This is a genomic window from Anaerozeibacter quisquiliarum (assembly GCF_051162045.1).
Taxonomy (GTDB): domain Bacteria; phylum Bacillota; class Clostridia; order Christensenellales; family Aristaeellaceae; genus Anaerozeibacter; species Anaerozeibacter quisquiliarum.
The window spans coordinates 23,134-46,899 of sequence record NZ_JBISDI010000019.1; the positions used below are offsets into that span (position 1 = coordinate 23,134).

Annotated in this window: 17 protein-coding genes; 12 read left to right on the top strand and 5 right to left on the bottom strand. The window is 63.8% G+C overall.

What is annotated here, in order from left to right; translation table 11 throughout:
• Positions 1 to 79 precede the first annotated feature (79 nt).
• Both ACH6CV_RS09815 and ACH6CV_RS09820 read right to left on the bottom strand, forming a co-directional pair.
• On the bottom strand, positions 80 to 268 hold the full coding sequence (locus ACH6CV_RS09815; protein ID WP_456358009.1) for a hypothetical protein: 189 nt from the start codon (positions 266 to 268) through the stop codon (positions 80 to 82).
• A 68-nt stretch (positions 269 to 336) separates the two neighbouring features.
• Entirely contained in the window at positions 337 to 2,847 is a 2,511-nt protein-coding gene (locus tag ACH6CV_RS09820) for a hypothetical protein (RefSeq protein WP_456358010.1), read from the bottom strand.
• 317 nt (positions 2,848 to 3,164) lie between these two features.
• On the opposite strand from ACH6CV_RS09820, the gene ACH6CV_RS09825 reads away from it, so the two are divergent.
• From ACH6CV_RS09825 to ACH6CV_RS09865, 9 genes are all read left to right on the top strand, one after another.
• Positions 3,165 to 4,592, top strand: a complete 1,428-nt coding sequence (locus tag ACH6CV_RS09825; protein WP_456358011.1) for a CapA family protein — start codon at positions 3,165 to 3,167, stop codon at positions 4,590 to 4,592.
• 63 nt (positions 4,593 to 4,655) lie between these two features.
• Positions 4,656 to 4,886: a LysM peptidoglycan-binding domain-containing protein gene (locus ACH6CV_RS09830; RefSeq protein WP_456358012.1), complete on the top strand. Its 231-nt coding sequence runs from the start codon at positions 4,656 to 4,658 to the stop codon at positions 4,884 to 4,886.
• Complete coding sequence (mutY, locus tag ACH6CV_RS09835; protein WP_456358013.1) at positions 4,883 to 5,968, top strand: A/G-specific adenine glycosylase; 1,086 nt, start codon at positions 4,883 to 4,885, stop codon at positions 5,966 to 5,968. Before ACH6CV_RS09830 ends, mutY begins: the two co-directional genes overlap by 4 nt.
• Positions 5,965 to 7,578 (top strand): DUF4080 domain-containing protein, encoded by a 1,614-nt coding sequence (locus ACH6CV_RS09840; RefSeq protein ID WP_456358014.1) that lies wholly within the window; start codon positions 5,965 to 5,967, stop codon positions 7,576 to 7,578. The genes mutY and ACH6CV_RS09840 overlap by 4 nt, the downstream gene beginning before the upstream one ends.
• A gap of 90 nt (positions 7,579 to 7,668) precedes the next feature.
• Positions 7,669 to 7,842: a hypothetical protein gene (locus ACH6CV_RS09845; protein ID WP_456358015.1), complete on the top strand. Its 174-nt coding sequence runs from the start codon at positions 7,669 to 7,671 to the stop codon at positions 7,840 to 7,842.
• 1,169 nt (positions 7,843 to 9,011) lie between these two features.
• Positions 9,012 to 10,118 carry a tyrosine-type recombinase/integrase gene (locus tag ACH6CV_RS09850; protein WP_456358016.1) on the top strand — a complete coding sequence of 369 codons (1,107 nt, stop codon included), beginning with the start codon at positions 9,012 to 9,014 and terminating at the stop codon, positions 10,116 to 10,118.
• Positions 10,119 to 10,792: 674 nt separating this feature from the next.
• Positions 10,793 to 11,233 carry a MarR family winged helix-turn-helix transcriptional regulator gene (locus tag ACH6CV_RS09855; protein WP_456358017.1) on the top strand — a complete coding sequence of 147 codons (441 nt, stop codon included), beginning with the start codon at positions 10,793 to 10,795 and terminating at the stop codon, positions 11,231 to 11,233.
• Between the two features lie 467 nt (positions 11,234 to 11,700).
• The gene (locus ACH6CV_RS09860; RefSeq protein ID WP_456358018.1) at positions 11,701 to 16,533 is read left to right on the top strand and encodes an Ig-like domain-containing protein; all 4,833 of its coding nucleotides are present in this window, start codon (positions 11,701 to 11,703) and stop codon (positions 16,531 to 16,533) included.
• Between the two features lie 352 nt (positions 16,534 to 16,885).
• Complete coding sequence (locus tag ACH6CV_RS09865) at positions 16,886 to 17,302, top strand: endonuclease domain-containing protein (protein ID WP_456358019.1); 417 nt, start codon at positions 16,886 to 16,888, stop codon at positions 17,300 to 17,302.
• Positions 17,303 to 17,603: 301 nt separating this feature from the next.
• Here ACH6CV_RS09865 and ACH6CV_RS09870 read toward each other — a convergent pair whose 3' ends face one another.
• From ACH6CV_RS09870 to ACH6CV_RS09880, 3 genes are all read right to left on the bottom strand, one after another.
• Positions 17,604 to 18,158, bottom strand: a complete 555-nt coding sequence (locus ACH6CV_RS09870; protein ID WP_456358020.1) for a DUF5317 family protein — start codon at positions 18,156 to 18,158, stop codon at positions 17,604 to 17,606.
• Positions 18,155 to 19,462, bottom strand: coding sequence for an HD-GYP domain-containing protein (locus ACH6CV_RS09875; protein ID WP_456358021.1), 1,308 nt, complete (start codon positions 19,460 to 19,462; stop codon positions 18,155 to 18,157). Before ACH6CV_RS09875 ends, ACH6CV_RS09870 begins: the two co-directional genes overlap by 4 nt.
• A gap of 375 nt (positions 19,463 to 19,837) precedes the next feature.
• A complete protein-coding gene (locus ACH6CV_RS09880; RefSeq protein ID WP_456358022.1) occupies positions 19,838 to 20,512 on the bottom strand; it encodes a hypothetical protein in 675 nt (224 codons plus the stop codon).
• A 235-nt stretch (positions 20,513 to 20,747) separates the two neighbouring features.
• On the opposite strand from ACH6CV_RS09880, the gene prmA reads away from it, so the two are divergent.
• The 3 genes from prmA to mtaB are packed head-to-tail and all read left to right on the top strand — an operon-like array spanning position 20,748 to position 23,742.
• A complete protein-coding gene (gene prmA / locus ACH6CV_RS09885) occupies positions 20,748 to 21,692 on the top strand; it encodes a 50S ribosomal protein L11 methyltransferase (protein ID WP_456358023.1) in 945 nt (314 codons plus the stop codon).
• A gap of 3 nt (positions 21,693 to 21,695) precedes the next feature.
• A complete protein-coding gene (locus ACH6CV_RS09890) occupies positions 21,696 to 22,424 on the top strand; it encodes a 16S rRNA (uracil(1498)-N(3))-methyltransferase (RefSeq protein ID WP_456358024.1) in 729 nt (242 codons plus the stop codon).
• Between the two features lie 4 nt (positions 22,425 to 22,428).
• Complete coding sequence (gene mtaB / locus ACH6CV_RS09895) at positions 22,429 to 23,742, top strand: tRNA (N(6)-L-threonylcarbamoyladenosine(37)-C(2))-methylthiotransferase MtaB (RefSeq protein WP_456358025.1); 1,314 nt, start codon at positions 22,429 to 22,431, stop codon at positions 23,740 to 23,742.
• Positions 23,743 to 23,766 lie beyond the last annotated feature (24 nt).

Consider the following 23,766-nt stretch of genomic DNA (forward strand, 5'->3'; position numbering starts at 1 on the left):
TTTGCGTGGTTTTTGCAATAGTATGCCGCGGTGAGAAATGGAATATGCCTGCGGCATTTCACTTGCCGAAGGACAAATTTTATTGCGGCCGACCGTCGGCCGCCTCGCGCTCCCGCCTTCGCAGATACCACAGAAGCCCCATGCCGCCCGCCGTGGATATCACCCACAGCATCAGCCCCGGCGCCGTCTGCTTCATAAACAGCGCGACCAGCCCCGCCGCGTAACAGGCGACGAGCACAAGCCCCACAACCGTCTTAACCGTGCGCATGCGCGCACCTCCTTCTCTTTCGCAAAGGAAGGCGGCGAGGCCGATGCCCCGCCGCCCCAGTCCGGGTCTTATTTTTTCCTCGGCGCGTTGCACTTGGTGCAGCGCACGTAGTTGAGCCTAAGCGCGGTGTTCAGCGAGACCTTGTAGGCGTTGACCGTGCCCGAGCAGGTGCTCTTGCGGTGGTACTTGGTGCCGGAGCGCGTCACGTAGACGTAGGTGTTCAGGTTCTGCGCGCAACTCGGGCAGGCCTTCTTGCCATTGCGCCGGGCCGCGGCCACCGTGGTCTTCTTGAGGCCCGACACGCAGTTGGAATCCTGGTGGTAGTACGCGCTCGACGCCGAGGCGTAGCAGACCGTGCGTTTGTCGGCGTGGGCGGTGGTCAGGTTGCCCGCCTTGACCTTCTTCAGCACGCACACCGGGCAGGCGGTCTTGCCGCGCGCCTTGGCGGACGCGAGCGGCACCTTCTTGAGGTTCTTCAGGCCCGAGCAGGTGCGATCCTTGTGGTAGTACCGGCTGCCGCTCGAGACGTAGGCGAACACCTTCCGGATGTCCTGCACCGGGACGTTCTTAAGGCATACCGGGCAGGGCGTCTTGCCCGCGCGCCTCGCCGCGGCCAGCGTGAGCGGCTTCCCGCCCGTCATACCCGTGCCCGAGCAACTGCTCTTTAAGTGGAAGTGCTTGCCCGACTTGGTGGCGTAGTAGAGCCGGTCGTTGGCCTTGAGACAGACGGGGCAGGGCTGCTTGCCGCTCGCCAAGGCGTTCGCGAGCGAGAGCTTCGAAGCGTTCTTCATGCCCGAGCAGGTGGCGTTCTTGTGGTAGTACTTGCCGGTCTTGGTGGCGAAGTAGTAGAGGTTCTTCGCCGCGGCCGACGGGTAGCACACCGGGCAGGCGGTCTTGCCGCGCGCCTTGGCCGTGGCCAGCGACAGATGGCGGGCGTTCTTCATGCCCGAGCAGTTGGCCCTGCGGTGGTAGTACTTGCCGCCGGAGGTGGCATACACCTGGATGGACAGGCTCTCAAGGCAGTCCGGACACGGCTTCTTGCCGTTCTTCTCGGCCGATGCGCGGGTTACTTTCTTAGCGCCCTTCATGCCGCCGCAGGTGGCTTTCTTGTGGTAGAACTTGCCCGCCTGGGTGGCGTAGTAGATCGCCGAGCCCGCCGCCGGATCCTTGCCGGCGCCCGGGCGGATGCACACCGGGCAGGCGGTCTTGCCGTTCTTTCGGGCCACGGTCAGCGAGATGCGGGCGGCGTTCTTCATACCCGAACAGCTGCTCTTGACGTGGTAGTACTTGCCCGTCTTGGTGGCGTAGTAGATGCCCGCCTTGACCTGCTTGCCGGTCACGCAGATCGGGCAGGGCGTCTGCTTGCGCTTCTTGGCGGTCTCGAGCGAGATTTCCACCGCGTGCTTCATGCCGCCGCAGGTCTTGTCGGTGTGGTAGTTCTTCCCCTTCGGGGTGGCGTAGTAGCGCGTGCCCTTGGTCGCGCCCTTCGCGGCGCCCGGGTAGCAGATCGGGCACTTGGTCTTGCCGTCGGCCTTCGCGCGGGCCTCGGTAATCAGCACCGCGTTCGTCATGCCCGAGCACTTGGGCTTCTTGTGGTAGTACTTGCCGGGCTTGGTCGCCCAGACGTTGCCGATGCACTTGGGACAGGGCTTCTTGCCCTGGCGCTCGGCGTCCTGCTTGGACACGGGCGTGAGGCCCGACAAAGTACCGCAACTCGATCCCTTGTGGTAGTACTTGCCCGAGCCGATGTAGAACGTCGCGGTAGACTGAGCGCTGTCGGGGAAGCAGGTCGGACAGCCGGTCTGGCCGCGCTCCCGCGCCAGCGCGATGTCCACCTTCGTGACGGACTCGCCCTCCCGGATCGCGGTGCAGGTGTCGGCTTTGTGGTATACGCTGCTCGTGGGCGCCGACCACACGTAGGTGGTGCCGGCAGTACCCGGGCTGTCCGGCGCGTCGCCGGTGGGCGCGGTACCAAGCCCGCCGGGGCGCGGCGTGGCCGCCGGGGGCGCGTTGACGAGGTCGAGCCCCTGCTGGGGGGCGGGGGTCGCAAGGCCGCCGATGGTCGGCGCGGGCGTGGCAATCGCGATTTGCGTGTTCACCCCCGTCGTGACCTGATCGCTGCCGCCCGGCGCGAACATCGCGGAGAACAGCCAGATCAGCAGCAGGATGAACCAGATGCCCGACGCCGCGGACACCGCAGCGCGCACGAGCGGCGAGAACCGCTCCTTCTTCCACAGGATCCAGATGCCCAGCGGGGGCAGCAGCACGAGCAGCGCGTACATGACCCAGTCGCTTTGGTACAGCACATCGTACCGGCCGACCTCGCGCGGCTCCTGATCGTCGTCGTAGCCGTCCTGGCCGCCGTAGCCCTGCCCGTATTCCGGGCCGTAGCTCTGGCCTTGGTCTTCGGGCGAGCCATAGCCCTGGCCCTGACCGTAGGCCTGGTCGTAGCCTTGCGCGGCATCGCCCGACCGCTTGCGCTGGAACGAGAAGCGGCGTATCTCACCGTCTCCCCATTTCCAGGCAATGCCCTTGGAGGACCAATGCAGCTTCAGCTTGCCGATCTGCTTTGTCGCCATCGTATTTACACCTCTGTCTACGCATCCACGAGTACACACACTTGACGCAATATAAGGATAGTTCAATACCAGTGTACAACATCCGGCCCGATTCGTCAATAAGCTTTGGACGCGCAGGGATTGGATATTGTTTCAGAAAGTGCACAAGAATGGAAGCTTTTTGGTAAAAAAATCAAGAAAAGCGCCACACTTCCCACTTCCGATTGAATTTGCGCCGTGATGTGATATAATAAGGGCGTCGGCCCCCCGTATCCATACTCACGCGCGGCAGGCCTGCGCCGGATGCGCGTGACTCCGGCTCCGAAGGAGGAATTACTGTGGCATCATTCAACTGGCGCGGCCTCCTTGCGCGTTCCGGCCGCCGGCGCGGGCGGGGCGCGCAGCCGCCGCGCTGGGTGCGGCTGGCGATTTCCGCCGGGGTGCTGGCGCTCCTGATCCTGAGCGTCGTGCTGATCGCGCGCGGTTGCGCCCGCAAGGACCCGGTGTCGCCGCCCGCAAATGACGCCGTGCCCGCTTCCGCGCCGGCCGTCCAGCCCGAAGGCGGTGATTCCGCCATGCCCGATGAACCCGAGCCGGACGCGCCCGATCCGGGTGAAGCCGATCCGGGCGCACAGGAAGCGGATGAACCCGAGGTCAACCTGGACGCCGATTTAAACGCTCCGCCCGCGCCCACCGCGAGCGCCGGCAACCGCGCGATCACCATCCGCGCGATCGGCGACATCGTGGCGCACGTGCCCATCCTGAAAGCGGCCTATGTGCGCGAGAGCAAGACCTACGATTTTTCGCCGATGCTTGAATTAATCGCCGATTCGATGGGCGCGGCCGACTACACCGTGATCAACGTGGACGGCCCGATGCCCGGCCGGAAATTCATCAACGGCTACAAGGGCTATCCGCAGTTTAACACGCCGCCGTTTTTGCTGGACGCGCTCCGGGACGCCGGGGTGGACATGCTGACGCTGGCCAACAACCACGCGCTGGACACCTACTTCGACGGACTCAAGGCCACGATCGACAATGTGGAAAAGGCGGGGCTCGACCACATCGGCACCTACCGCACGCAGGAGGAGTACGACACGCCCTTCGTCAAGGAGATCGGCGGAATCAAGGTGGGGTTCCTCAACTGCGCCACCGCCACCAACGGTATGGCCAAGAAGTCCGACCCGCTGGCCAGCCAGTTCGGGCTGCGCATGGTCAGCAATTCCAACGCCGCCAATGACATCGCGGCGCTGCGCGCCGCCGGAGCCGAGGCGGTGGTGGTGTTCATGCACTGGGGCGAGGAGTACCTGCGCGAGGTGCCGTCGAAGCTCAAGAAGATGGCCAAGAACCTGGTCGCCGCGGGTGCGGACGTGGTCGTGGGCGGTCATCAGCACGTGGTGCTGCCCAGCGAGTGGCTGGAGGTCAAGGGCGCGGACGGCTCGCAGCGGCGGGGGCTGGTGCTCTACAGCATGGGCAACTTCCTATCCGATCAGCGCGCGCGCTACCGCGATTCAGGCATCATCTTCGAGTTCACGCTCCGCGATAACCCGCAAACCGGCCGCGTGGAGCCCGACGCCCCGCGCTACGTGCCGGTGTACGTGCACAGAATCGAGCGCGGGGACGGCTACGACTACCGCGTTCTGGCCTGCGGCAGGGCGATCCGCAACACGCCCAAGGACGTGGACGCGGCCGCGCTCAAGCGCATCAAGCAGGTGTGGAACGAGCAGAAAGAGATCATAGGCGTAGCCGAACCGCTGGAGCGGTGAAATGTGCGCGCGGCATGACGCCGCGGGCGGCCGCATAAGCTTGCACCACAGGGAGGTGGGCGCGTGACGGTCGTTCGGGAAAATGAACCGCTGAGCGCGCTCTCGGCGCGCCTCGGGGTGCCCGGCTGCATGCTGCTCAGGGCCAACCGGCTGTACAGCCCGGCCTGGCTGCTGCCCGGCCGCGAGATCGAAGTGCCGGACGGCGACTTCTGTTTCCGAGACGGCTTTCCCTGCCCGGTGGGCGCGCTTCATCGCCCTGCCGCAACACCAACGGAGGATGAGTTGACCGATTGACGAAGCGCTCAGAGGCCATGCGTCGGGGCATCCTTACCTGGCATGACCAAAATGCGCGCGACCTGCCTTGGCGCGGGGCGCGCGACCCGTATTTGATCTGGGTCAGCGAGATCATGCTGCAGCAGACCCGCGCCGAGACCGTGATCCCCTATTACCGCGCGTTTCTCGAAGCATTCCCGGACGTATTTGCGCTCGCCGGGGCCGATCAGTCCGCCGTGCTCAAGCGGTGGGAGGGCCTCGGCTATTATTCGCGCGCGCGCAGTCTGCACAAGGCCGCGCAGCTGGTGGCGGAGCAGCTCCACGGGGAATTCCCGCGTTCTGTTGCGGGATTGCGCGCGCTGCCGGGCGTCGGCGAGTACACGGCGGGGGCGATTGCCTCGATGGCCTACGGCCTGCCGGAACCGGCGATCGACGGCAACCAGGTGCGCGTACTGTCGCGGCTGTTCGACATCCGGGAGCTGGTCACGAAACCCGACGCCAAACGGCGGCTGCGCGAGGCGGCGCAACAGCTGATCGACCGCGCGCGGCCGGGCGATTTCAATCAGGCGCTGATGGGGCTGGGCGCGCTGGTCTGCCTGCCGCGCAACCCCGCCTGCGAGCGCTGCCCGGTTGAGGCATACTGCGCCGCGCGCGCGGCGGGCGTCCAGCGGCAGTTGCCCCTGCGGCCCGAGCCCGTGCGCAAGAGGATCGAGCGGCGCGCGGTGGCGCTGGTCGTTTGCGGGGGCGAGGTGCTGGTGCGCCGCCGCCCGGAAGACGCTCTGCTGGGCGGGCTGTACGAATTCCCCAATTTCCTGGACGCCCGGAGCGACGCGGCGGTGCGCGAGGCGCTGGCCGAGTGGGGCGTAACTGCGCGCGGGCACCGGCCGCTTGAATCGGTGGAACACGTATTCACCCACCTCGTCTGGCGTATGACCGGGCACGCCTACCGGTGCGACCGGTGCGACCGGTGCGACCGGTGCGGACCGTGCGAACCGACCGGAGTCGTGTTTGTGGATGCGGAGGCGCTGCGCGCGCTGCCCATGCCCACCGCGATGCAGAAATACCGCGAGGCGGCGCTCCGGTTGCTGGAAGGTGACCTATGAAGGTTAGGCTGGTGGCGCTCAACGCGCACTACATGCACACGAATCTGGCGCTGCGCCAGATGCTGGCCGCGCTGCCGGAACATGAGGGCGCGGAGCTGTTCGAGGCCCACATCAACCTGCCCTTCCGCGAGCTGCTCGAGTGCGTCGCGGAAGGCGCGCCCGACGCGATCGGCTTTTCTACCTATATATGGAATGCGCCGCTCATCTGGCGGCTGTGCCGGGCGCTCAAGCTGGCGCTGCCGGGCGCATTTCTGTTCGCCGGCGGGCCCGAGGTATGCGAGGCGCGCGAGACGATGGAGGCGCACCCGGAACTCGACGGAGTGCTTTCGGGGGAGGGCGAGGCCGCGCTCGCGCAGCTGATCGCGGCGCTGTCCGGCGGTTTGCTCGCGGACGTGCCGGGGCTTTGCCGTCGGTCGGGCGGTGCGATCGTCGAAAACCCACCGCCTCAGCCGTTACAGACCGAAGTCTGGCCCGACGCCTGGGCGGGCGGGCTCGCGGGGCTCGAGGGGCGCATCTTGTATACGGAGACCTCGCGCGGCTGCCCCTACCGCTGCGCCTACTGCCTGTCGGGCGGATCGGGCGGCGTGCGTGCGCTGAGCGCGCGGGAGGCGGTGCGGCGGCTGACGCGCATGGCCGAAAACGGCGCGCGGCTTATCAAGCTGGTCGATCGCACGTTCAACTTCGACCGGGCGCGCGCGGCCGAGATATGGCGCGGCCTGATCGAGCACAGCGAAAAAAGCGGCCTCAAGCCGACGTATCATTTTGAAATCGGCGCGCACCTGCTGGACGAGGCCGCGTTCGAGGTGCTGGCCCGCGCGCCCGAGGGCCTGTTTCAGTTCGAGGCCGGCATCCAGTCGAGCGATGACGGCGTGCTGCGCGCGGTCGGTCGCGCCGTGCCGTTCGAGGCGCTGCGCTTAAAGCTCATGCGGCTCAAGGCGCTGGGCAGGGCGCACCTGCACGTGGACCTGATCGCCGGGCTGCCGGGGGAGACTACCCAGACGTTTGCGCGCTCGTTTGACGACGCGTTCGGGGTAGGCGCGGACATGCTGCAGCTGGGTTTTTTGAAGCTGCTGCCCGGCAGCGCGCTGCGCCGGGATGCCGAGGCGCTCGGCATCCGCTACGAGCCCGACCCGCCCTACGAGGTGCTCTCGACGCCGGGCCTGGGCTTTTTCGAGCTGTGCTTTTTGAAGGATGTGGAGCGCGCGCTCGACTGGTATCACAACAGCGGGCGCTACGTGCATGCGCTGCGCTGGCTGCTGACCGCGCGAGCGCCGTTCGAGCTGTTTGCGCAGATTGCGCGCTCGCTGCGCGCGCGGGGCGCGTTCGACCGGGCGCAAGGCGAACAAGCGCGCGCGACGCTGCTGCTCGAGCTCTATGATGCGCCCGAGCTGCGCGAGCTGATGACGCATGACCTGCTGCTGGCCGGCAGGCGCCGCGACCTGCCCGCCGCGCTTTGCTACGAAGAAGACGGGCCCCTGCGCGCCCTGCTGCGCGAGCGCTTCCGTCCCGTGCGCGGCCAAAGCGCCCGCCGCTACGCGTTCGACGTGGAGACGTTCGCAATGGGCGGCGCGCTTGAGCGGCGCGAGACGGTGGTCGTTTACACGCCGTAGGGGCGACCTGCGGCCGCAACCGATTGCGAAAAGAAAAACACTTGAAACGAGAATTATCAAAAACACTTGCAATAAGAGCGCAGATGTGCTATGGTCATGGCGACGGGAAGGCTGGCTGCACGTTTTGTGAATCACCCGCTGGATAGCAATTTAAAGGCGGAGTGGCGCCTGATGACGACCTTCGAGCGGATCGTGGTTGTACTGACGGTCATCGGATTGCTGCTTGGCCGGCATAACGGCAATGAGCACGATGAACGATGGTAAATGAGTTGCCGTGTAGCTTCCGTCTACACGGCGATTTTTTTGATGAACCAGCGGACGCGGACCCAACAAACGGGCGATGTCGCCTTGCTGTAACTATACTAGGACGTCGAACGGAATTCATATCAAACGCACTGTAAACGCAATAAAAAGCCAAGTAAGAGCAAAACTGAATTTGGATTTACTGGTTCGCAATATCACTTCAATTGCGAAATAACAGTGAGCATAGTTGTTCATTGCCATTATATGCTAATCCCAGGCGGCTGTCAAGCATTTCCAATCGTGTTCTTGCGGAAAAATGAATGAATTTCGAAGATGATTACAGAAGTGTGACCGCTTGATGAAAACCAGGGGTAGTGGGGGTATCCAATCACTGCTGCTATCGGTAGGGGGCGTTTACGGGCCCCCAGTCCCCTCTTTGGAGTGCGCGGGCGACGGGGCGCAGACCTGATGGCAGGGCAAAAGCGGATACGAAGGCCCGGGTTACGCCCTGCGGGGGTTACCACCCCGCCTTCGGGCACCCCTCCTGGGAGGGTAATAAATAGGTAGCCATTCCCCTCCCAGGAGGGGTGGCGCGGAGCGACGGGGTGGTGAACCTGATGGCAGAACGCGCAAAAGCAGGTGCAAAGGCCTTGGGTTACGCCCTGCGGGGGTTACCACCCCGCCTTCGGGCACCCCTCCTGGGAGGGGAATAGATAGGTAGCCATTCCCCTCCCAGGAGGGGTGGCGCGGAGCGACGGGGTGGTAAACCTGATGGCAGAACGCGCAAAAGCAGGTGCGAAGGCCTTGGGTTACGCCCTGCGGGGGTTACCACCCCGCCTGCGGGCACCCCTCCAGGGAGGGGAATAGATAGGTAGCCATTCCCCTCCCAGGAGGGGTGGCGCGGAGCGACGGGGTGGTAAACCTGATGGCAGGACGCGCAAAAGCAGGTGCGAAGGCCTTGGGGTTACGCCCTGCGGGGGCACCACCCCGCCTGCGGGCACCCCTCCTGGGAGGGGAATGGAGAGGGTTACGCCCGCGGGGGTTACCACCCCGCCTGCGGGCACCCCTCCTGGGAGGGGAATAGATGGGGAATAAGAAGAGGGAGCGGCGGGAAAACCATTTAACGGGAGTTGTCGGCATTGGCGGGAATAAGCCGTCAAATGAGCCGTCAAAAGAAAGGGAGCATTTTTATGGCGAAGCGAGGAGAAAACATCTATCTGCGCAAGGATGGGCGCTATGAGGGGAGGTACATCAAGGGGCGCAAAAGCGACGGGCGGCCCATATTCGGATCCATCTACGCCAGGCGGTACGCCGAGGTGAAGTGCAGGCTTACGAAGATCAAGTCGAGCCTGTACGGCGAACGAACGGCGCTTAAGGTTTACGGCAGCGGAGCCGTGGGCGACTTTCTGGAATTCCATCTGGAGGAACACATTCGTCCGACGGTAAAGCCGGGCACTTACGCAAACTACCGGCGCAATCTCACCCATCACATCCTCCCGCTGCTGGGAGACGTACCCATGGACAGGCTGACGTCGGGGCAAATCCAGGAGGCGGTCGAATTATGGCAAAAACGCCTCGCGGCGAGCACGCTGCGGGGTGTTTTCCGCATGCTCAAGGCGATGCTGTCCGCGGCGGCGGAGCGGGGGCTGCTTACGCACAACCCCTGTCAAAGCATCCGACTGCCCAAGGGAAAGACACGCCCGCCCCGGGTGCTGACCGTGAGCGAGCAAAAGCGGCTGGAAGAGGCGGTTCGGCATTCGGGCAATTGCGAATATCTGCTGTGTTTGTACACCGGGCTGCGCGTGGGCGAGCTGTGCGCGCTGCGCTGGGCGGATGTCGATTTTGCGGGGAGGATGCTGCGCGTCCGCCACGCGGCGCAGCGGATTCATGCCAAGCGGGCGGGCAGGAAGACCGCGCTGGTGATGGCGACGCCCAAGTCGGAATCCTCCCAGCGGGACATTCCGCTGCCCGATTTCCTTATGAAGATGCTGAAGGCGCTCAAAGCAGAATCGGGCGACTGCGCCTTTGTATTCAAAAGCGCGGCGGGCGAAATGCGCGACCCGCGCACCATGCAGCAGCAATTGGGCCGCATCTGCAAGGCGTCGGGGCTGCAAGGCGTGCACATGCACACCCTGCGCCACAGCTTCGCCACGCGCTGCCTGGAAAAGGGCATCCGCGTGGAGGTGCTCTCCGCGCTGCTGGGCCATTCCTCGCCGCAAATTACGCTGAAATACTACGCCCATTGCACTCCGGAAGCCAAGCGCCACAGCATGGCGCTGCTGACGCGGAGCGCGTGAGGGTAGCCATTCCCCTCCCAGGAGGGGTGGCGCGGAGCGACGGGGTGGTGAACCTGATGGTAGGACGCGCAAAAGCAGGTGCGAAGGCCCGGGTTACGCCCTGCGGGGGCTACCACCCCGCCTGCGAGCACCCCTCCTGGGAGGGGAATAGGAAGGTAGCCATTCCCCTCCCCGGAGGGGTGGCGCGAAGCGACGGGGTGGTGAACCTGATGGCAGGACGCGCAAAAGCAGGTGCGAAGGCCTTGGGTTACGCCCTGCGGGGGCTACCACCCCGCCTGCGGGCACCCCTCCAGGGAGGGGAACGGGAGGTGGCCATTCCCCTCCCAGGAGGGGTGGCGCGGAGCGACGGGGTGGTGAACCTGATGGCAGGGCTCGAAGAAGCAGGTGCGAAGGCCTTGGGGATACGGCCCTGCGGGGGCCACCACCCCGCCTGCGGGCACCCCTCCAGGGAGGGGAATGGGAGTAGGTTACGCCCTGCGGGGGTTACCACCCCGCCTGCGGGCACCCCTCCAGGGAGGGGAATGGGTTAGGGCCTCCGGAGCTACGATTTTAGAAGGATAAGCCGTCAAAAATGGTCACCGCGCTTCTTGAAAACTGCATACCGCCTGGGCTTTTGACCTACGCGCGCAATTGAAGTGATATTGCGAAAGCGCGGTTGGGCGGGGGATGGGGGGATGACGGTGGTTGACACGGAGCGGTTGGTTCGCGAAGTGATCGACTTGACGCCGCTCTTGAAGCGGCACATCCTCAGACCCATGGAGACCGCGGGGCACTCGCGCGTCGCGCCCAACCAGCTGAGCATCCTTTCCTCGCTCATGGAAAACGGGCCGCAGAGCATGGCCCGGCTGGGCCGGCAGATTTGCGTCTGCCGCCAGCAGATGACCGGGCTGATCGACGAACTGATCCGCAAGGGGCTCGTCGAGCGAAGTCGGGGCGAAATGGACCGGCGCACGGTGACGATCGAGCTGACAGACCAAGGTCGGGAAATGGTGCTGGAACAGGAACGGGAAATGATGCGAGCGCTGTACCCCATCTTCGACCGCTACAGCGAGGAACGTAAGGCGGGGCTGATTGAGACGGCCAGGACCATGCGCGACATCATCGCGCACGGCTGAGATATGGGCGATGTAAGAAACGGAGGTGAAGGCGGATGAAGCGATCGGCAGTCGGACAGACCGTATATCCCACCCAATTGATTGCATCGGCCATGTACTGGCCCCGCGGCCCTACGGCAACCGCTGATCCATTCTGACGCCGCCTGGCGGGTGCTTTTCCGCCCGCTCGTCCCCATTCAACCCTTGACGTAGCGCTGCTACGCCCGCGGGCTTCATAGGGACAATCGGACGAAAAATCCCCTCGCCATGAGGCGCCCGAACGAATCACGATTGCCGGTACCTACCCCATTCCCCTCCCAGGAGGGGTGCCCGCAGGCGGGGTGGTAACCCCCGCAGGACGATCCCCCACCGGGGCGGTTCCTTCGGATTTCCCCGAATGCCGATGGGCGCAAGCCCGTTTGCAGATACCCCGCCGCCCGCGCGCGGCGGCCCAGGCTGTTTACCATTATTTTGGAGGTGTTTGTTCCATGACCAAACGTTGGTTATCTCTGGTATTGGTGCTGACGCTGTTGTCTACGCTGTTTGCGGGCACGGCGTTTGCGGTGGGCGAGGTTCCCTTGACCTTCGATGCTGCGCAGACTCCATTTGCATTGATAGCAAACACGAAGTACGAGAACTATTCCCTCGGTACGGTGAAGGCGAACGGTTCTGCCGTGACGAATCTTGCGGCTTCTCCGGCCACAACAGTTAGCGATGGGAATAGCGGTGCCGACTTTACTGTTACGAGTGTTGCGGTTGATGCAACTGGTACACTTAAAGCCACGTTTACCACAAAAGGCGTAGAGAAGACGGTCGCTCAAACCGCTTCTGTAAGCCGCGAAGTTGAGACTGACGAGTACGAAGCGCTTACCGGGGCCTTCACCTACACGATTGCCCCGAAACCGCTAATCTTCACGCCTGCGGCAATTACGTTGAGAAAAGATGCTCCACAGCTTACGAATGTTGTGCTGGGTACGTTTGCCGACATAACGAACCTTGAAGTGGCTGACGTTGAACTAAACTCCACGCTTCCCGCTGGAGTTATTACCGGTGCTCTTTCAATTGATCCCATCACGAAAGAACTCAAGACTGCTACGCTTCAGGGAGCTACGGCGGGTAGCGGTAATATCACCGTACAGCTTACTTCCGCTGGCACGAACAAGAAATTCACGATGACTGCTGCCACCGTTCCTGTTACTACTACTGGGGCGGCGGAACTTTTCCCGGTTACCTTCACTGTCGATGACGCGACCAACCCGCCCAACGGCACGAAGCGCGTTACGCTTGTGAAGCCTGCGCCCGTGGGAACTGGAAACACCGTCAAGGTGTTCTACAACGTTGGCACCGGCACGGTTGCCGAGCCCACCAGCAGCAGCACGCTGTACACGGCTCCGATCAACCTGACGACTGCCGGTGATTATACCGTCAAGGCGGTTGCCTACGAGTATACTCCCGCAGGTGTCTATGTCGCGGACAGCAAGTCCACGGTGGCGAGCAAGGCCGTTGCGGTCAACACGGCAGTCGACAGTGTGACCATCAACCAGCAGGGCGTCGTCATCGTCGGCAACGGCTCGCAGGTCTACACCGCGACGGTCGTCCCCGCTTCCAGCAAGGAGACGGTTGCGTGGTCGATCGTTGGCGATCCCATTACTGGATTAACTGGTGCGCCCCAGGCCGACGGTTCCTACAAGGTAACCTCCAACGGCTTTGTCGGCACTTACACGGTTAAGGCCACGGTCGGTGGCAAAGAGACGACCTCCGCCGGCCTGGTGAAGGCGCAGAACGTCACCGATTTCGATCTGCCCGCGTCCATCACCGTGGCGAAGGGTGAAACCGTTCAGGTGACCGGCTCCTCGAAGCCCAGCAACGTAACGATTCAGGAGATTCAGGCCGCTGTAGCTACCTCGCCTGCCAATATCGCGGAGATCGTTCGTGTTGGCGCGGTTGGGGATATCGATCCCAAGACTGGCGTGAACACGTGGAAGGTAACCGGTACGAACGTGGGTACCACCACTGTGACTTTTACCGCAAGGAATCACGGTTCGGCTGGCGCGGTGAATGGCATCAGCCGCAACGTGACCATCAACGTGGTTGCCCCCACCAAGACCCCCCCGACACCCATCTTCTCGAAGCCTGATGGCACGGTATTTACTGTGCAGCACAGCGATACTATCGGTGCGCAGGTGACGGTCGATTCGGGCGTGGCTGCTGGTAGCGCCTCTGCTGTAGTAACGAAAGTATCTACAGACTATGGCGCGACTTGGACAACCTTAAGCAGCCCGATTGATATTAACATCAATAAGACCAAGACTGTTTGGGCCAAGAACGTTAAGGGCACAGGCACCACCTACGAAGGCGAAAGCGCGATTGCGAAGGCTACCTTTAAGAGCGAAGTCGCCGTGACAGGGGTCACCCTCTGGGACACCTTTACTGCTAGTACGGGTGCTTACACGGATGCAAGGACTGCTGCTGTGACCATCAATGGCTCCGGTACAAAGGATGTCTACGCGAAGGTCGCGCCGTACAGCACCTCCCTTAATCCCAACAAGTCCCTCGCCAAGGATCCCAGCGTGACCTTTACCTCCAGCAACCCGGCCGTGGCCAAGGTGGAGTATAAGAAGTACGACACCTCCAAGCAGGCTGCCACTGTGACGGGTGTCAGCGCGGGTACCGCGACCATCACCGCCAAGTCTGCGGACGGCAAGCAGTCCGCCAAGTTTGACGTGACGGTCGCCCCTGTGACGCCGACCCAGATCGTGGTAAAGCAGGGCACCATAGAGGTTAGCACCTCTCCCGCTGCGACTGTGACTGCCGGGCAGTATACCAAGCTGACCGCTAAGGTTCTGGGCACGGACGGTACTAAGCTCGCCTTCAACCAGAACGTGACCTGGGCCGTTGTGAACGGCACCGACAAGATCACTGTCACCGACGGCAAGGTGGTCGGCCTCAATGAAGGCACCGCCCAGATCAGGGTGACCTCTCAGGAGCTTCCCACTTTGGATAAGGTGGTTAACGTGACCGTGAGCCCCGCTTCCGGAACGGTCGCTCCGATTGCCCTAACCGCGACGAAGGCCGATAGCAGTGATGTAGTATTTGCCATTGCTGCTGATGGTACATCGACGGGTTCCGATACGAATATTGCTGCTGAGGTTACAGTAGAGTTGGCGACCGCCACTGAAGGTGCCACCATCTACTACACCCTGGACGGCACCGATCCGCTGGTTTCCTCTACCCGGATTGCCTATGCGGAAGGCGGCTTCAAGCTGAGCGGCCCGAAGAGCGTCAAGATTCGTGCGATCGCGATGAAGTCCGACTTGCCGAACTCCACCGCGTTGACGCAGGCGTTTACCTTCGCGATTCCGGTGACTGCCATCACCATGGACGCCACCGCGACCGTCGCCAAGGGATCTACCCTGCAACTGCAGGCCACCATCGCCCCTGCGAACGCGACGGACAAGACCATCACATGGAGCCTGGCGAATGCGGAAGGGACTACCGCCGGGGATGTCCTCGCCACCATCGACACCGCGACCGGTCTGTTGACCGCGAAGAAGGCCGGCGTGGTGAAGGTGACGGCTACTCCCGCTGATACCGCCGGTGGTGCTACAGCGGTGTCCTGCGTCGTGACCATCACCGGCGATCCTATCGCCACGCTGACCATCATCCCCAGCGAAGTGACGCTGAACGTTGCGGGCGTGCAGCAGTTGCAGTATAGGGCAACCCGCGTCAGCAAGTCGACCGAAGGCGGCACTTGGAAGTCCTCGGATGACAAGATTGCCACTGTGAACACAACCGGCAAGGTAACCGCTGTTAAGGAAGGCGAAGCGACCATCACCTTGACCTTGGACGGCCAAACTGCCACCGCAAAGGTGACCGTTACCGCCGATCCGTTGAACATCCCGGCCGAGCCGGCAAATGCCGCTAAGCCCACCTATACCGCCACCAAGAAGGAATTCAGCGGCATGGGCAAGTCCTCGCTGAGCGCTGTGGTCGGCAAGCTGACCCCCGCCGCCGGCACCACCTTGGAGCAGGTGTTCTACTACTACAACCTCAGTGTTGAAGTGGATGATACCAGTGTGGCAGCTGCCTTGAAGAATGAGTTTAACTTCGTGGTGGACAAGAATGGCGAAGTCACCGTGCACATCGCCAATCTGCCCAACAACAGCTTCTTCTTCAACTACAAGCTTAAGCTTGAGCAGAAGGGCAGCAGAGGAACGAACACGTTGGAGTTGGCGGATGCTACCGCTAAGGTAGTCACCGTAACCGGCAACGTCGTCACCATCACCGCCGTCCCGACCGCGATCAACGCCACCACGCCGGAGATCGCCGATCAGGAACTGCCGCAGAGCGGCACCGTGGCCATGGGTACTGTGGGCAACTTTGCGGACTTCCAGGCCACCGGTGTGGCGCTGACCGCGACGCCCAATGTGACCCCGGTTCCCAAGGCGACCAAGGACGGCTTCTCCGCCGCCATCGACGCCAACGGCCAGATCATCCTGACCGTGGCCGGCGCGCAGGCGGGTACCTACACCGTGACCGTGACCGTGAGCGCGCCCGGCTGTGCCGACGTGACCACCAAGGCCGTGAAGGTCACCGTGAAGGCCGACCCGATCCCCGCCGAGAAGAAGATCAGCGTTGACACCAAGACCCCGAAGTTCGACGCGAAGCCCTACAAGAAGAAGAGCGTGTGGGTGCTGAACCTGACGGATGGCACCGCGACCTTCAGCGTACCGGGCTACACCGCGACTGGCTGGAAGTCCAGCAAGACGAAGCTGATGTCGATCGATGCGAACGGCGTAGCGACCCTGAAGAAGGCCGGCAGCACGCGCATCACGGTATCCGCGAAGGTGGACGGCAAGACCGTCACGCAGCTCGTGGTGATCCGCAAGATGGCGGAGCAGGTCAAGCTGCAATACAAGCAGGGCAAGAAGTGGATCGACTTTGACGGCAACCCGCTGACCGTGAAGATTGGCAAAAAGAGCAAGGTGCTCACCCGCGTAGTGGTGGTGACGCCTGCGAAGGCGACGATCCTGGGCGGCAGCTGGAAGATCGAAGATCCCACCATTGCGACCCGCGGCACGAAGGGCTACATCGTGGGCCTGAAGGAAGGCAAGACGAGCGTAACCTTCACGGCGCACAACGGCATCAGCGTGAGCTGCGAGTTCACGGTAGCGAACCAGATCAAGGGTGCGGAAGAGATCGAAGAGATCATTCCCGAGACCGAAGTGACCGAGCCGGTCGAGGAGACCGAAGAAGTCGTGGAAGTCGTCGAGGAAGCCCCGGTGGAGGAAGCCCCGGTGGAGGAAATCCCCGCGGCGTAACCCCGGGTACCCCAAGGCCCCAGCCGTACGGCTGGGGCCTTTTCAACCCATTCCCCTCCCCGGAGGGGTGGCGCGGAGCGACGGGGTGGTGAGGCAGTCGGCAGGACTCGAAAAGCGGGTACGGGGGCTTGGGGGTACTGCCCTGCGGGGGCTACCACCCCGCCCCCTCGGGGGCACCCCTCCTGGGAGGGGAATAGGTGGCCATTCCCCTCGTTGGAGGGGTGGCGCGAAGCGACGGGGTGGTGAGCCTGATGGCAGGGCTCGAGAAGCGGGTGCGGAGCCGCTGAGTCAGCGAGGGAATGAGTTGATCTGCCTTCATGCAAGCAGTACAATCAGGACAGAGGTGATGACAGTGCGCAACCGAAAAGCATTTATGTCCTTACCGTACAACCCGGAACTGGCAGGGCTGGCGCGTGAGTTGCGTAAGGCTGGGAACTTGGCGGAAGTGCTCTTTTGGCGGCAAGTACACAGGGGGCGTTTCAAAGGCTACGACTTCGACCGTCAGAAAATCATCGGCAACTATATCGCTGATTTCTTTTGCGCGAATTGTGGGGTTGTTATAGAGATAGACGGCCACTCGCACGATGAGAGAACGGAACACGATGCGGAGCGCGACGCATTTTTTGAAGGGCTTGGCTTAGCCGTAATCCGTATTGCCGCGCGCGATATCTTGGGGAATTTGGAAGGCGTCATGATTATGCTGAGGGATCATCCGGCCCTGCGGGGGTCACCACCCCGCCTGCGGGCACCCCTCCAGGGAGGGGAATAGGAAAGTAGCCATTCCCCTCCTCGGAGGGGTGGCGCGGAGCGACGGGGTGGTGAGGCTGGTGGCAGGGCTCGAGAAGCCGGGTACGGGGGCTTGGGGGGACGGCCCTGCGGGGGCTACCACCCCGCCCCCTCGGGGGCACCCCTCCTGGGAGGGGAATGGGAGGGGGACGCCCTGCGGGGGAACCACCCCGCCCCCTCGGGGGCACCCCTCCAGGGAGGGGAATGGAGTGGGGTACGGCCTGCGGGGGTTACCACCCCGCCTGCGGGCACCCCTCCTGGGAGGGGAATGGGAGGGCCGGTGGCTATTGCGCTTTGCGGGGGCGTTTCATCAGGTTTAGGATCAGCGTGACCACCCCCGCGCCCATCACCCAGTCGCCGGCGCTGCCTAGCGCGCCGGGGAGGAGGGGGAGGTAGATCACGTCGCCCAGCAGATACAGCGGGGCGTCGGGGCGGGCGATGACGTACTCGAACAGCTCGCCCGATTGGATGCGCCGGGCGGTCGCCTGGGTCGAGGGGAGATGAAGCACCAGCTCGCTGACCGGCATGCGCAGGCCGTTGGCCGCGATGACCGCGAGGTTCATCAGTATCCCGGCAAGCATGAGCTTCATGCCCGTGCGGCGGATGTTGAGCGCGCAGAACAGGATGAGCAGCGCATACTCGAGCGGCACCGTTGTGAGTAGGCAGGTTTCGCTCGGCCAGCCGGTCAGGTGCTTAAGGTAACCCATCAGCGCCTCGACCATGAACGCCGCGATCGGCAGCCATATCGCGCGCAGCGGACTGTCCGCGTAGCCCTTGAACGAACCGCCGCGCACAAAGCCGATCAGCACCGCCAGCGGGATCAGGTAGGCCAGGATCATTCGCCGCGTACCTCCCGCGCCTCGTCGCTGTCGGCCAGCGCCACCATGCAGTCCACGACCTCGGCGCTGAACTGCGTGCCGATGCCCTTTTTGAGCTGCTCGACCGCCTCGGCGACCCGCATCGCCTTGCGGTAGGGGCGCTCGCTGGTCATCGCGTCGAACGCGTCGGCGACGCTCAGGATCTGCGAGCCGATCGACAGTTGGTTGATGTCCAGCTCGTCGGGGTAACCCTGGCCGTCCACGCGCTCATGGTGGTGCTCGATGATGTCGATTACCGCGCGTGGGAACCCCACCTGGCGCACGATGTTCGCGCCGACCGACGGGTGCGACTTGAGCGCCTTGAACTCCTCGGCGGTCAGGCGGCCGGGCTTGAGCAGGATGGCGTCGGGTACGCCGATCTTGCCGATGTCGTGCAGCGAAGCCGCCATCGTGATCGTCTCGACCATCGACGGGCGCAGGAGCATGTGGCGCGCGATCATCGCGGCGTAGCGGCTGACACGGCGCGAGTGGCCCTCGGTGTATTGATCCCTGGCCTCCATCGCCGTGGCGAACGCCTGAATCAGCTGGTATTGCTGCTTTTGCGCGTCGAGGTACAGCTTCCATGCGTAGCGCGCCAGCATCAGCGGCAGCAACGTGATAAGCGCCACCCAGTAGCCGCCCTCCTGCTTGAACACGAAGCAGGTCAAGAGGCCCAGCGGCATCGCCGCGAGTACGTTGGGCACTACGCTCCTCATGATGCCCAACGCCTCGCGCGGCTGGATGTCGCCGTTGAGCGCGAACATGGCCAGCAAAATGCCGCTGTTGAGCAGGAACGACAGCGCCGTGAACAGCAGCATGGGCATAAGCACCCATGGCAGGCCGATGTCGCCCGGCGTATGCCCGATCAGCCTCAGGCACAGCCCGGGCAGCAGGATCGAGATCATCAGGTTGGCGTTGTTGAAGGCACCCTTGCGCCAGGGGGTATTGTAGATGTTGATATGCTGCCCGCTCGCCATGTCGAACTCAAACGTCAGAAACGAGCTGGCCACATAGGTCAGCGTCGCGGCGTAGGGGCCCTTGAGCAGCACCGCCGTGATGATCGCCAGGATCGACACGTCAAGCGCGTGGTGCGTGCTGATGTAGACGGGCGTGGAGCGGCACACGCTGCAAATCACCAGCAGGCAGCCCATCTGCAGCCATTCGGTGCGCAGCGCGTCCCCGGATAGCGGGGTGAGCTGCAGGGCATAGCGATACACGCAATAGGGAAGCAGCAGGATACCGATCAGGATGACTGCGTCAATATAGCGCGTTGCGGCCCTTTTCAAGAGAATTCTCCTTTATTTGGCCTGCGAGACATGCAGGATGGCTGTAGATCAGATTTTTGGGGAAGGCGAACCCGCGCGCGAGTGCGGCCTCCGACTACTTCCAGGTCATGTAGGCGCCGGCAGACAGCAGCAGAGACGCCAGGGACATGAGCGCCAACCAGATATTGGCCTTCTTCATAATCAATAGCCCTCCTTTTGCAAGGCTCTGCCATTCGCTAACAGACAGGCTATTTTTCGCTTCGCTTCAGGCTCAACCAAATTGGCAGCGCGCGGGTTCGCAATCCTTCATTCAAGGTAACCGCCGATGGATTCCGACGCCATCTGGCGGACGCTTTTGCGCCCGCCAGCCATCGCCCGAATCAATCGTCGCCTACACTAGAGCGGACGCACCTTGAACAGCTTGCGGTTCAGGGCGTCCAGCGTGGCTTTTTGCACGGACAGCGCTTCGTTCTCGCCGCTCTCGGCAGCGCCGATCAGCAAGACGGAGCGCTCATTCTCAAGGCATTCGATCAGCACGACGAACACCGGGACGGGCGTGGTAATCACGCGCTGCACCGCCAGCAGCATGAAAATCGGCTGCTCTATGTTCAGGCTCTGATGCACCGCGTCCAGCACCGCCGATGCGACCGCCCGCTGGCGCTGGGTGGGACTGTTGTGGGCGTAGGCGTTGCCCTGGAACGAGGCGTCGCGCTCGTTCAGCGTGACCGACACATTGTAGCGCTCGCCCACCAGCGACTGTTGGATGCCGCCGCAGCGCAGCCGCTCATTCGGCGAGACCACGGGGGCGTCGCCCGTGCCCAGCGACTCGCCCAGCTCGTCGGACAGCTGCGCGATGGAGAACTTCTGGTAGTCGACGTCGACGTCGAACGAAGACAGCAGCGCGGTGCGCGCGTCGCGCACCAATTGTTTGGGATGGCGCGCCATGCCCGCAAGCAGGTGCACTTCCTCCGGATTGCCGTCCGGCCCCAGGCGCACTTGCGCGGCGTACACGCCGGGCAGGCGCTTAAGCAAATCGGTATAGCGCTGCGCGCCTTGCAGCTCGTCGGCCATGCAAAACGCCTCCCTCTTTACGGATAAAGCTCCCTAACAATTATAACCACAAATGTGTGGTATTGCAATGGTATTCCGCGGAGCACAATATGTTTTCCGGGCGGTAAAGATATTGCGTTGCGGTTAAATAATACGACATAACCATAAATTAACGAGCCGGCCGCACGCGACGGCGTCGCCCGCACAAAATATGCGATATAATGGAAAGAACGCAGACGCGGCGAGGAGTGGGTGCATGGATTGGATGCAACTGACGGTGACGACGACGAGCGAGGGCGCGGAGTTGGTCAGCGAGCAATTGATCGAGGCCGGGTCGGCCGGGACGCTGATCGAAGACAGGCGGGACGCGCTCGAATACGAGCGCTCGCGTCCCGAGGGGCGCTGGGATTTCCTCGACGAGAGCGTTATACAGAACATGCCCGAGCAGGCGCGCGTGACCGGCTACTACCCGGCGGATGAGCGCGCGCGCGACCGGTTGGCCGATGTGCGCGCGCGGATGAAGGCGCTCGGCGAACGCGCCGGGGCCGGCATGGGCGCGCTGACGGTCGAGGTTAAGACCTTGGACGACGAGGACTGGGCCGAGAACTGGAAGCGGCAATACAAGCCGTTCCGGCTGGGCGAGCACATGGTAATCAAGCCCGGCTGGTGCGCCTACGAGGCGCAGCCGGGCGATAAGATCATCGAGATCGATCCGGGGCTGGCGTTCGGAACCGGCACCCACGAGACCACCGCGCTGTGTGTGGCGCTGGTCGAGCAGTACGTGAAGCCGGGCGACCGGGTGATCGATGTGGGCACCGGTACCGGGATACTGGCGATCGCGGCCGCACGCAGCGGCGCGGCGGCGGTGCTGGCCAGTGACATCGACCCGATGGCGGTCAAGGTGGCCGCCGAGAACGTGCGCGTGAACGGCCTTGCGCATGTGATCGAGGCGCGCCCGGGCAACCTGCTCGAGGCGGTCGACGAGGTTTGCGACGTGCTGACGGCCAACATCATCGCCGACGTGATCGTTCAACTGGCCGCGCCGGTGCGCGCGCACATCCGCGAGGGCGGTGTGTTCATCTGCTCGGGCATCGCGCGCGAGCGGCAGCAGGCGGTGCTGGACGCGCTCAAGGCGGCCGGCTATCATGATATCGACGTGCGCGAGCAGGGCGAGTGGGCGGCCATCGCCTGCCGAAGGTAGGGTATGCACAGGTTTCTTTTGACGAAGATCGAAGGTGACATCGCGCTGCTGCCGCCCGAGGAGGCGCGTCACGCGCTGAAGGTGCTGAGGCTGTCCGTAGGCGACGAGGTGGCGGTGTCGGACGGGCGGGGCCTTTCGTGGATCGGGCGCGTCGAGTGGCTGGACGCGCGGGAGGCTCGCGTCCGGCTGGCGGGCGAGCTCGCGAGCGGCGAGAGCCCGGCGACGATCACGCTCTACAAGGGCCTGCCCAAGGCCGACAAGCTGGAACTGATTGTACAGAAGGCGGTCGAGCTGGGCGTCCATCGGCTGGTGCCGGTCGTAATGGCGCGCTCTGTGTCGCGTCCGGATGCGCGCGAGGCCGAGCGGAAGGCCGAGCGGCTGCGGCGCATCGCGCTCGAGGCCTGCAAGCAGTGCGGGCGCGCGCGCGTACCTGAGATCGCGCCCGCGATCGGCTTTGCCGAAGCGCTTGGCGACATGGCGCGCCGGGAACTGATGCTGATGCCGTGGGAGGAGGCGCGCGGCGCGCGCATGCGAGACGCGTTTGCCGAGCGCCCAGATGCCCGCGACCTGGGGCTGCTGATCGGCCCCGAGGGCGGGATCGAGCGCGCCGAGGCCGAGCGGGTGCTGGCGGCGGGCGGCATAGCGATCACGCTCGGGCCTCGTATCCTGCGCTGCGAGACCGCGGCGATCGCCTGTGTGGCGCTTTTGCAACAACTATGGGGGGATATATGACGCGATGAAACGCATTGCCTGTCACACGCTGGGCTGCAAGGTCAACCAGTACGATACCCAGGCCATGCTGGAGGCGTTTGAGCGGGCCGGCTATACAGGCGTAGGATTCGAGGAAGAGGCCGAGGTATACCTGATTAACACCTGCACCGTGACCGGTACCGGCGACCAGAAGTCGATGAAGCTGATCCGGCGCGTGCACCGATCGCACCCCGAGGCCGCGATTGTGGTGGCCGGTTGTCTGGCGCAGCGGGACGCGCCGCGCGTGATGCTGCCCGGCGTGCGTCTGGCGGTGGGCGCGAAGCGCCGGGGCGAGGTGGCCGAGCTGCTTGAGCGCGCGCTGCGCGAAAACGTGTCGCTAAGCGCGGTTGACGCAGATGGCGAGTGGACGTTTGAAAGGCTGTCGGTTGAGCGCCACGAGGGGCACACGCGCGCCACGATGAAGATCCAGGAAGGCTGCGACCGCTACTGCAGCTACTGCATCATCCCCTACGTGCGCGGGCCGATCCGGTCGATGCCCTTGGAAGCTGTGCGCGCCGAGGCGGAAACGCTGGCAGAAGCGGGCTACCTCGAAGTAGTGCTCACCGGCATCCACCTGGCCTCCTACGGCCGGGAGACGGGGCTGACGCTCATGGACGCGGTCCGCGCGGTGCACGAGTCGCCTGTACGGCGCATCCGGCTGGGCTCGCTCGAACCCACGGCGGTGGACGACGCCACCGTACAGGCGCTCGCGGGCCTTTACAAGGTGTGCCCGCAGTTCCACCTGTCGATGCAGTCGGGCAGCGACGGAGTGCTCAGGCGCATGCGGCGGCGCTACGACGCCGAGGGATACCTCGCGGCCGCGCGTCGGCTGCAACGGGCCTTTCCGCTCGGCGCGATCACGACCGACGTGCTGACCGGCTTTCCGGGCGAGACCGAACAGGAGGCGGAGGAGACCGAGCGCTTCTTGCGCGAGGTGGGCTTCGCGCGCATCCACGTGTTTCCCTACTCGCGCCGCGCGGGCACGGCGGCGGACGCGATGCCCGACCAGGTGCCCGAGGCCGTCAAGCAGGCGCGCGCAGCCCGGCTGATCGCCATTGGGAACGAATTGGAGGCGTCGTTCGTCCAAAAATTGGTTGGCAAGCGTTGCCAGGTGCTGTTTGAGACGGCGCTTACGGATGGCATTGCCGAAGGCTACACCGAGCAGTATGCGCGCGTGCGCGCGAAAGCTGCGCCCGGCGAACTCAAGGAAATCTTCATTGAGCGCGTGCAGGATGGCGTACTGATTGGGCGCGACCCATTCCCCTCATCGGAGGGGCGCCCCGAAGGGGCGGGGCGGTGATCTGATGGCACGGCTTGCAGATGC

What these genes read in the sequence shown, in the direction of transcription:
- ACH6CV_RS09815 (WP_456358009.1), bottom strand. Translation starts at nt 268, where the DNA reads ATGCGCACGGTTAAGACGGTTGTGGGGCTTGTGCTCGTCGCCTGTTAC.
- ACH6CV_RS09820 (WP_456358010.1), bottom strand. Translation starts at nt 2,847, where the DNA reads ATGGCGACAAAGCAGATCGGCAAGCTGAAGCTGCATTGGTCCTCCAAG.
- ACH6CV_RS09840 (WP_456358014.1), top strand. Translation starts at nt 5,965, where the DNA reads ATGAAGGTTAGGCTGGTGGCGCTCAACGCGCACTACATGCACACGAAT.
- ACH6CV_RS09845 (WP_456358015.1), top strand. Translation starts at nt 7,669, where the DNA reads ATGGTCATGGCGACGGGAAGGCTGGCTGCACGTTTTGTGAATCACCCG.
- ACH6CV_RS09850 (WP_456358016.1), top strand. Translation starts at nt 9,012, where the DNA reads ATGGCGAAGCGAGGAGAAAACATCTATCTGCGCAAGGATGGGCGCTAT.
- ACH6CV_RS09855 (WP_456358017.1), top strand. Translation starts at nt 10,793, where the DNA reads ATGACGGTGGTTGACACGGAGCGGTTGGTTCGCGAAGTGATCGACTTG.
- ACH6CV_RS09860 (WP_456358018.1), top strand. Translation starts at nt 11,701, where the DNA reads ATGACCAAACGTTGGTTATCTCTGGTATTGGTGCTGACGCTGTTGTCT.
- ACH6CV_RS09870 (WP_456358020.1), bottom strand. Translation starts at nt 18,158, where the DNA reads ATGATCCTGGCCTACCTGATCCCGCTGGCGGTGCTGATCGGCTTTGTG.
- ACH6CV_RS09880 (WP_456358022.1), bottom strand. Translation starts at nt 20,512, where the DNA reads ATGGCCGACGAGCTGCAAGGCGCGCAGCGCTATACCGATTTGCTTAAG.
- prmA (WP_456358023.1), top strand. Translation starts at nt 20,748, where the DNA reads ATGGATTGGATGCAACTGACGGTGACGACGACGAGCGAGGGCGCGGAG.
- ACH6CV_RS09890 (WP_456358024.1), top strand. Translation starts at nt 21,696, where the DNA reads ATGCACAGGTTTCTTTTGACGAAGATCGAAGGTGACATCGCGCTGCTG.
- mtaB (WP_456358025.1), top strand. Translation starts at nt 22,429, where the DNA reads ATGAAACGCATTGCCTGTCACACGCTGGGCTGCAAGGTCAACCAGTAC.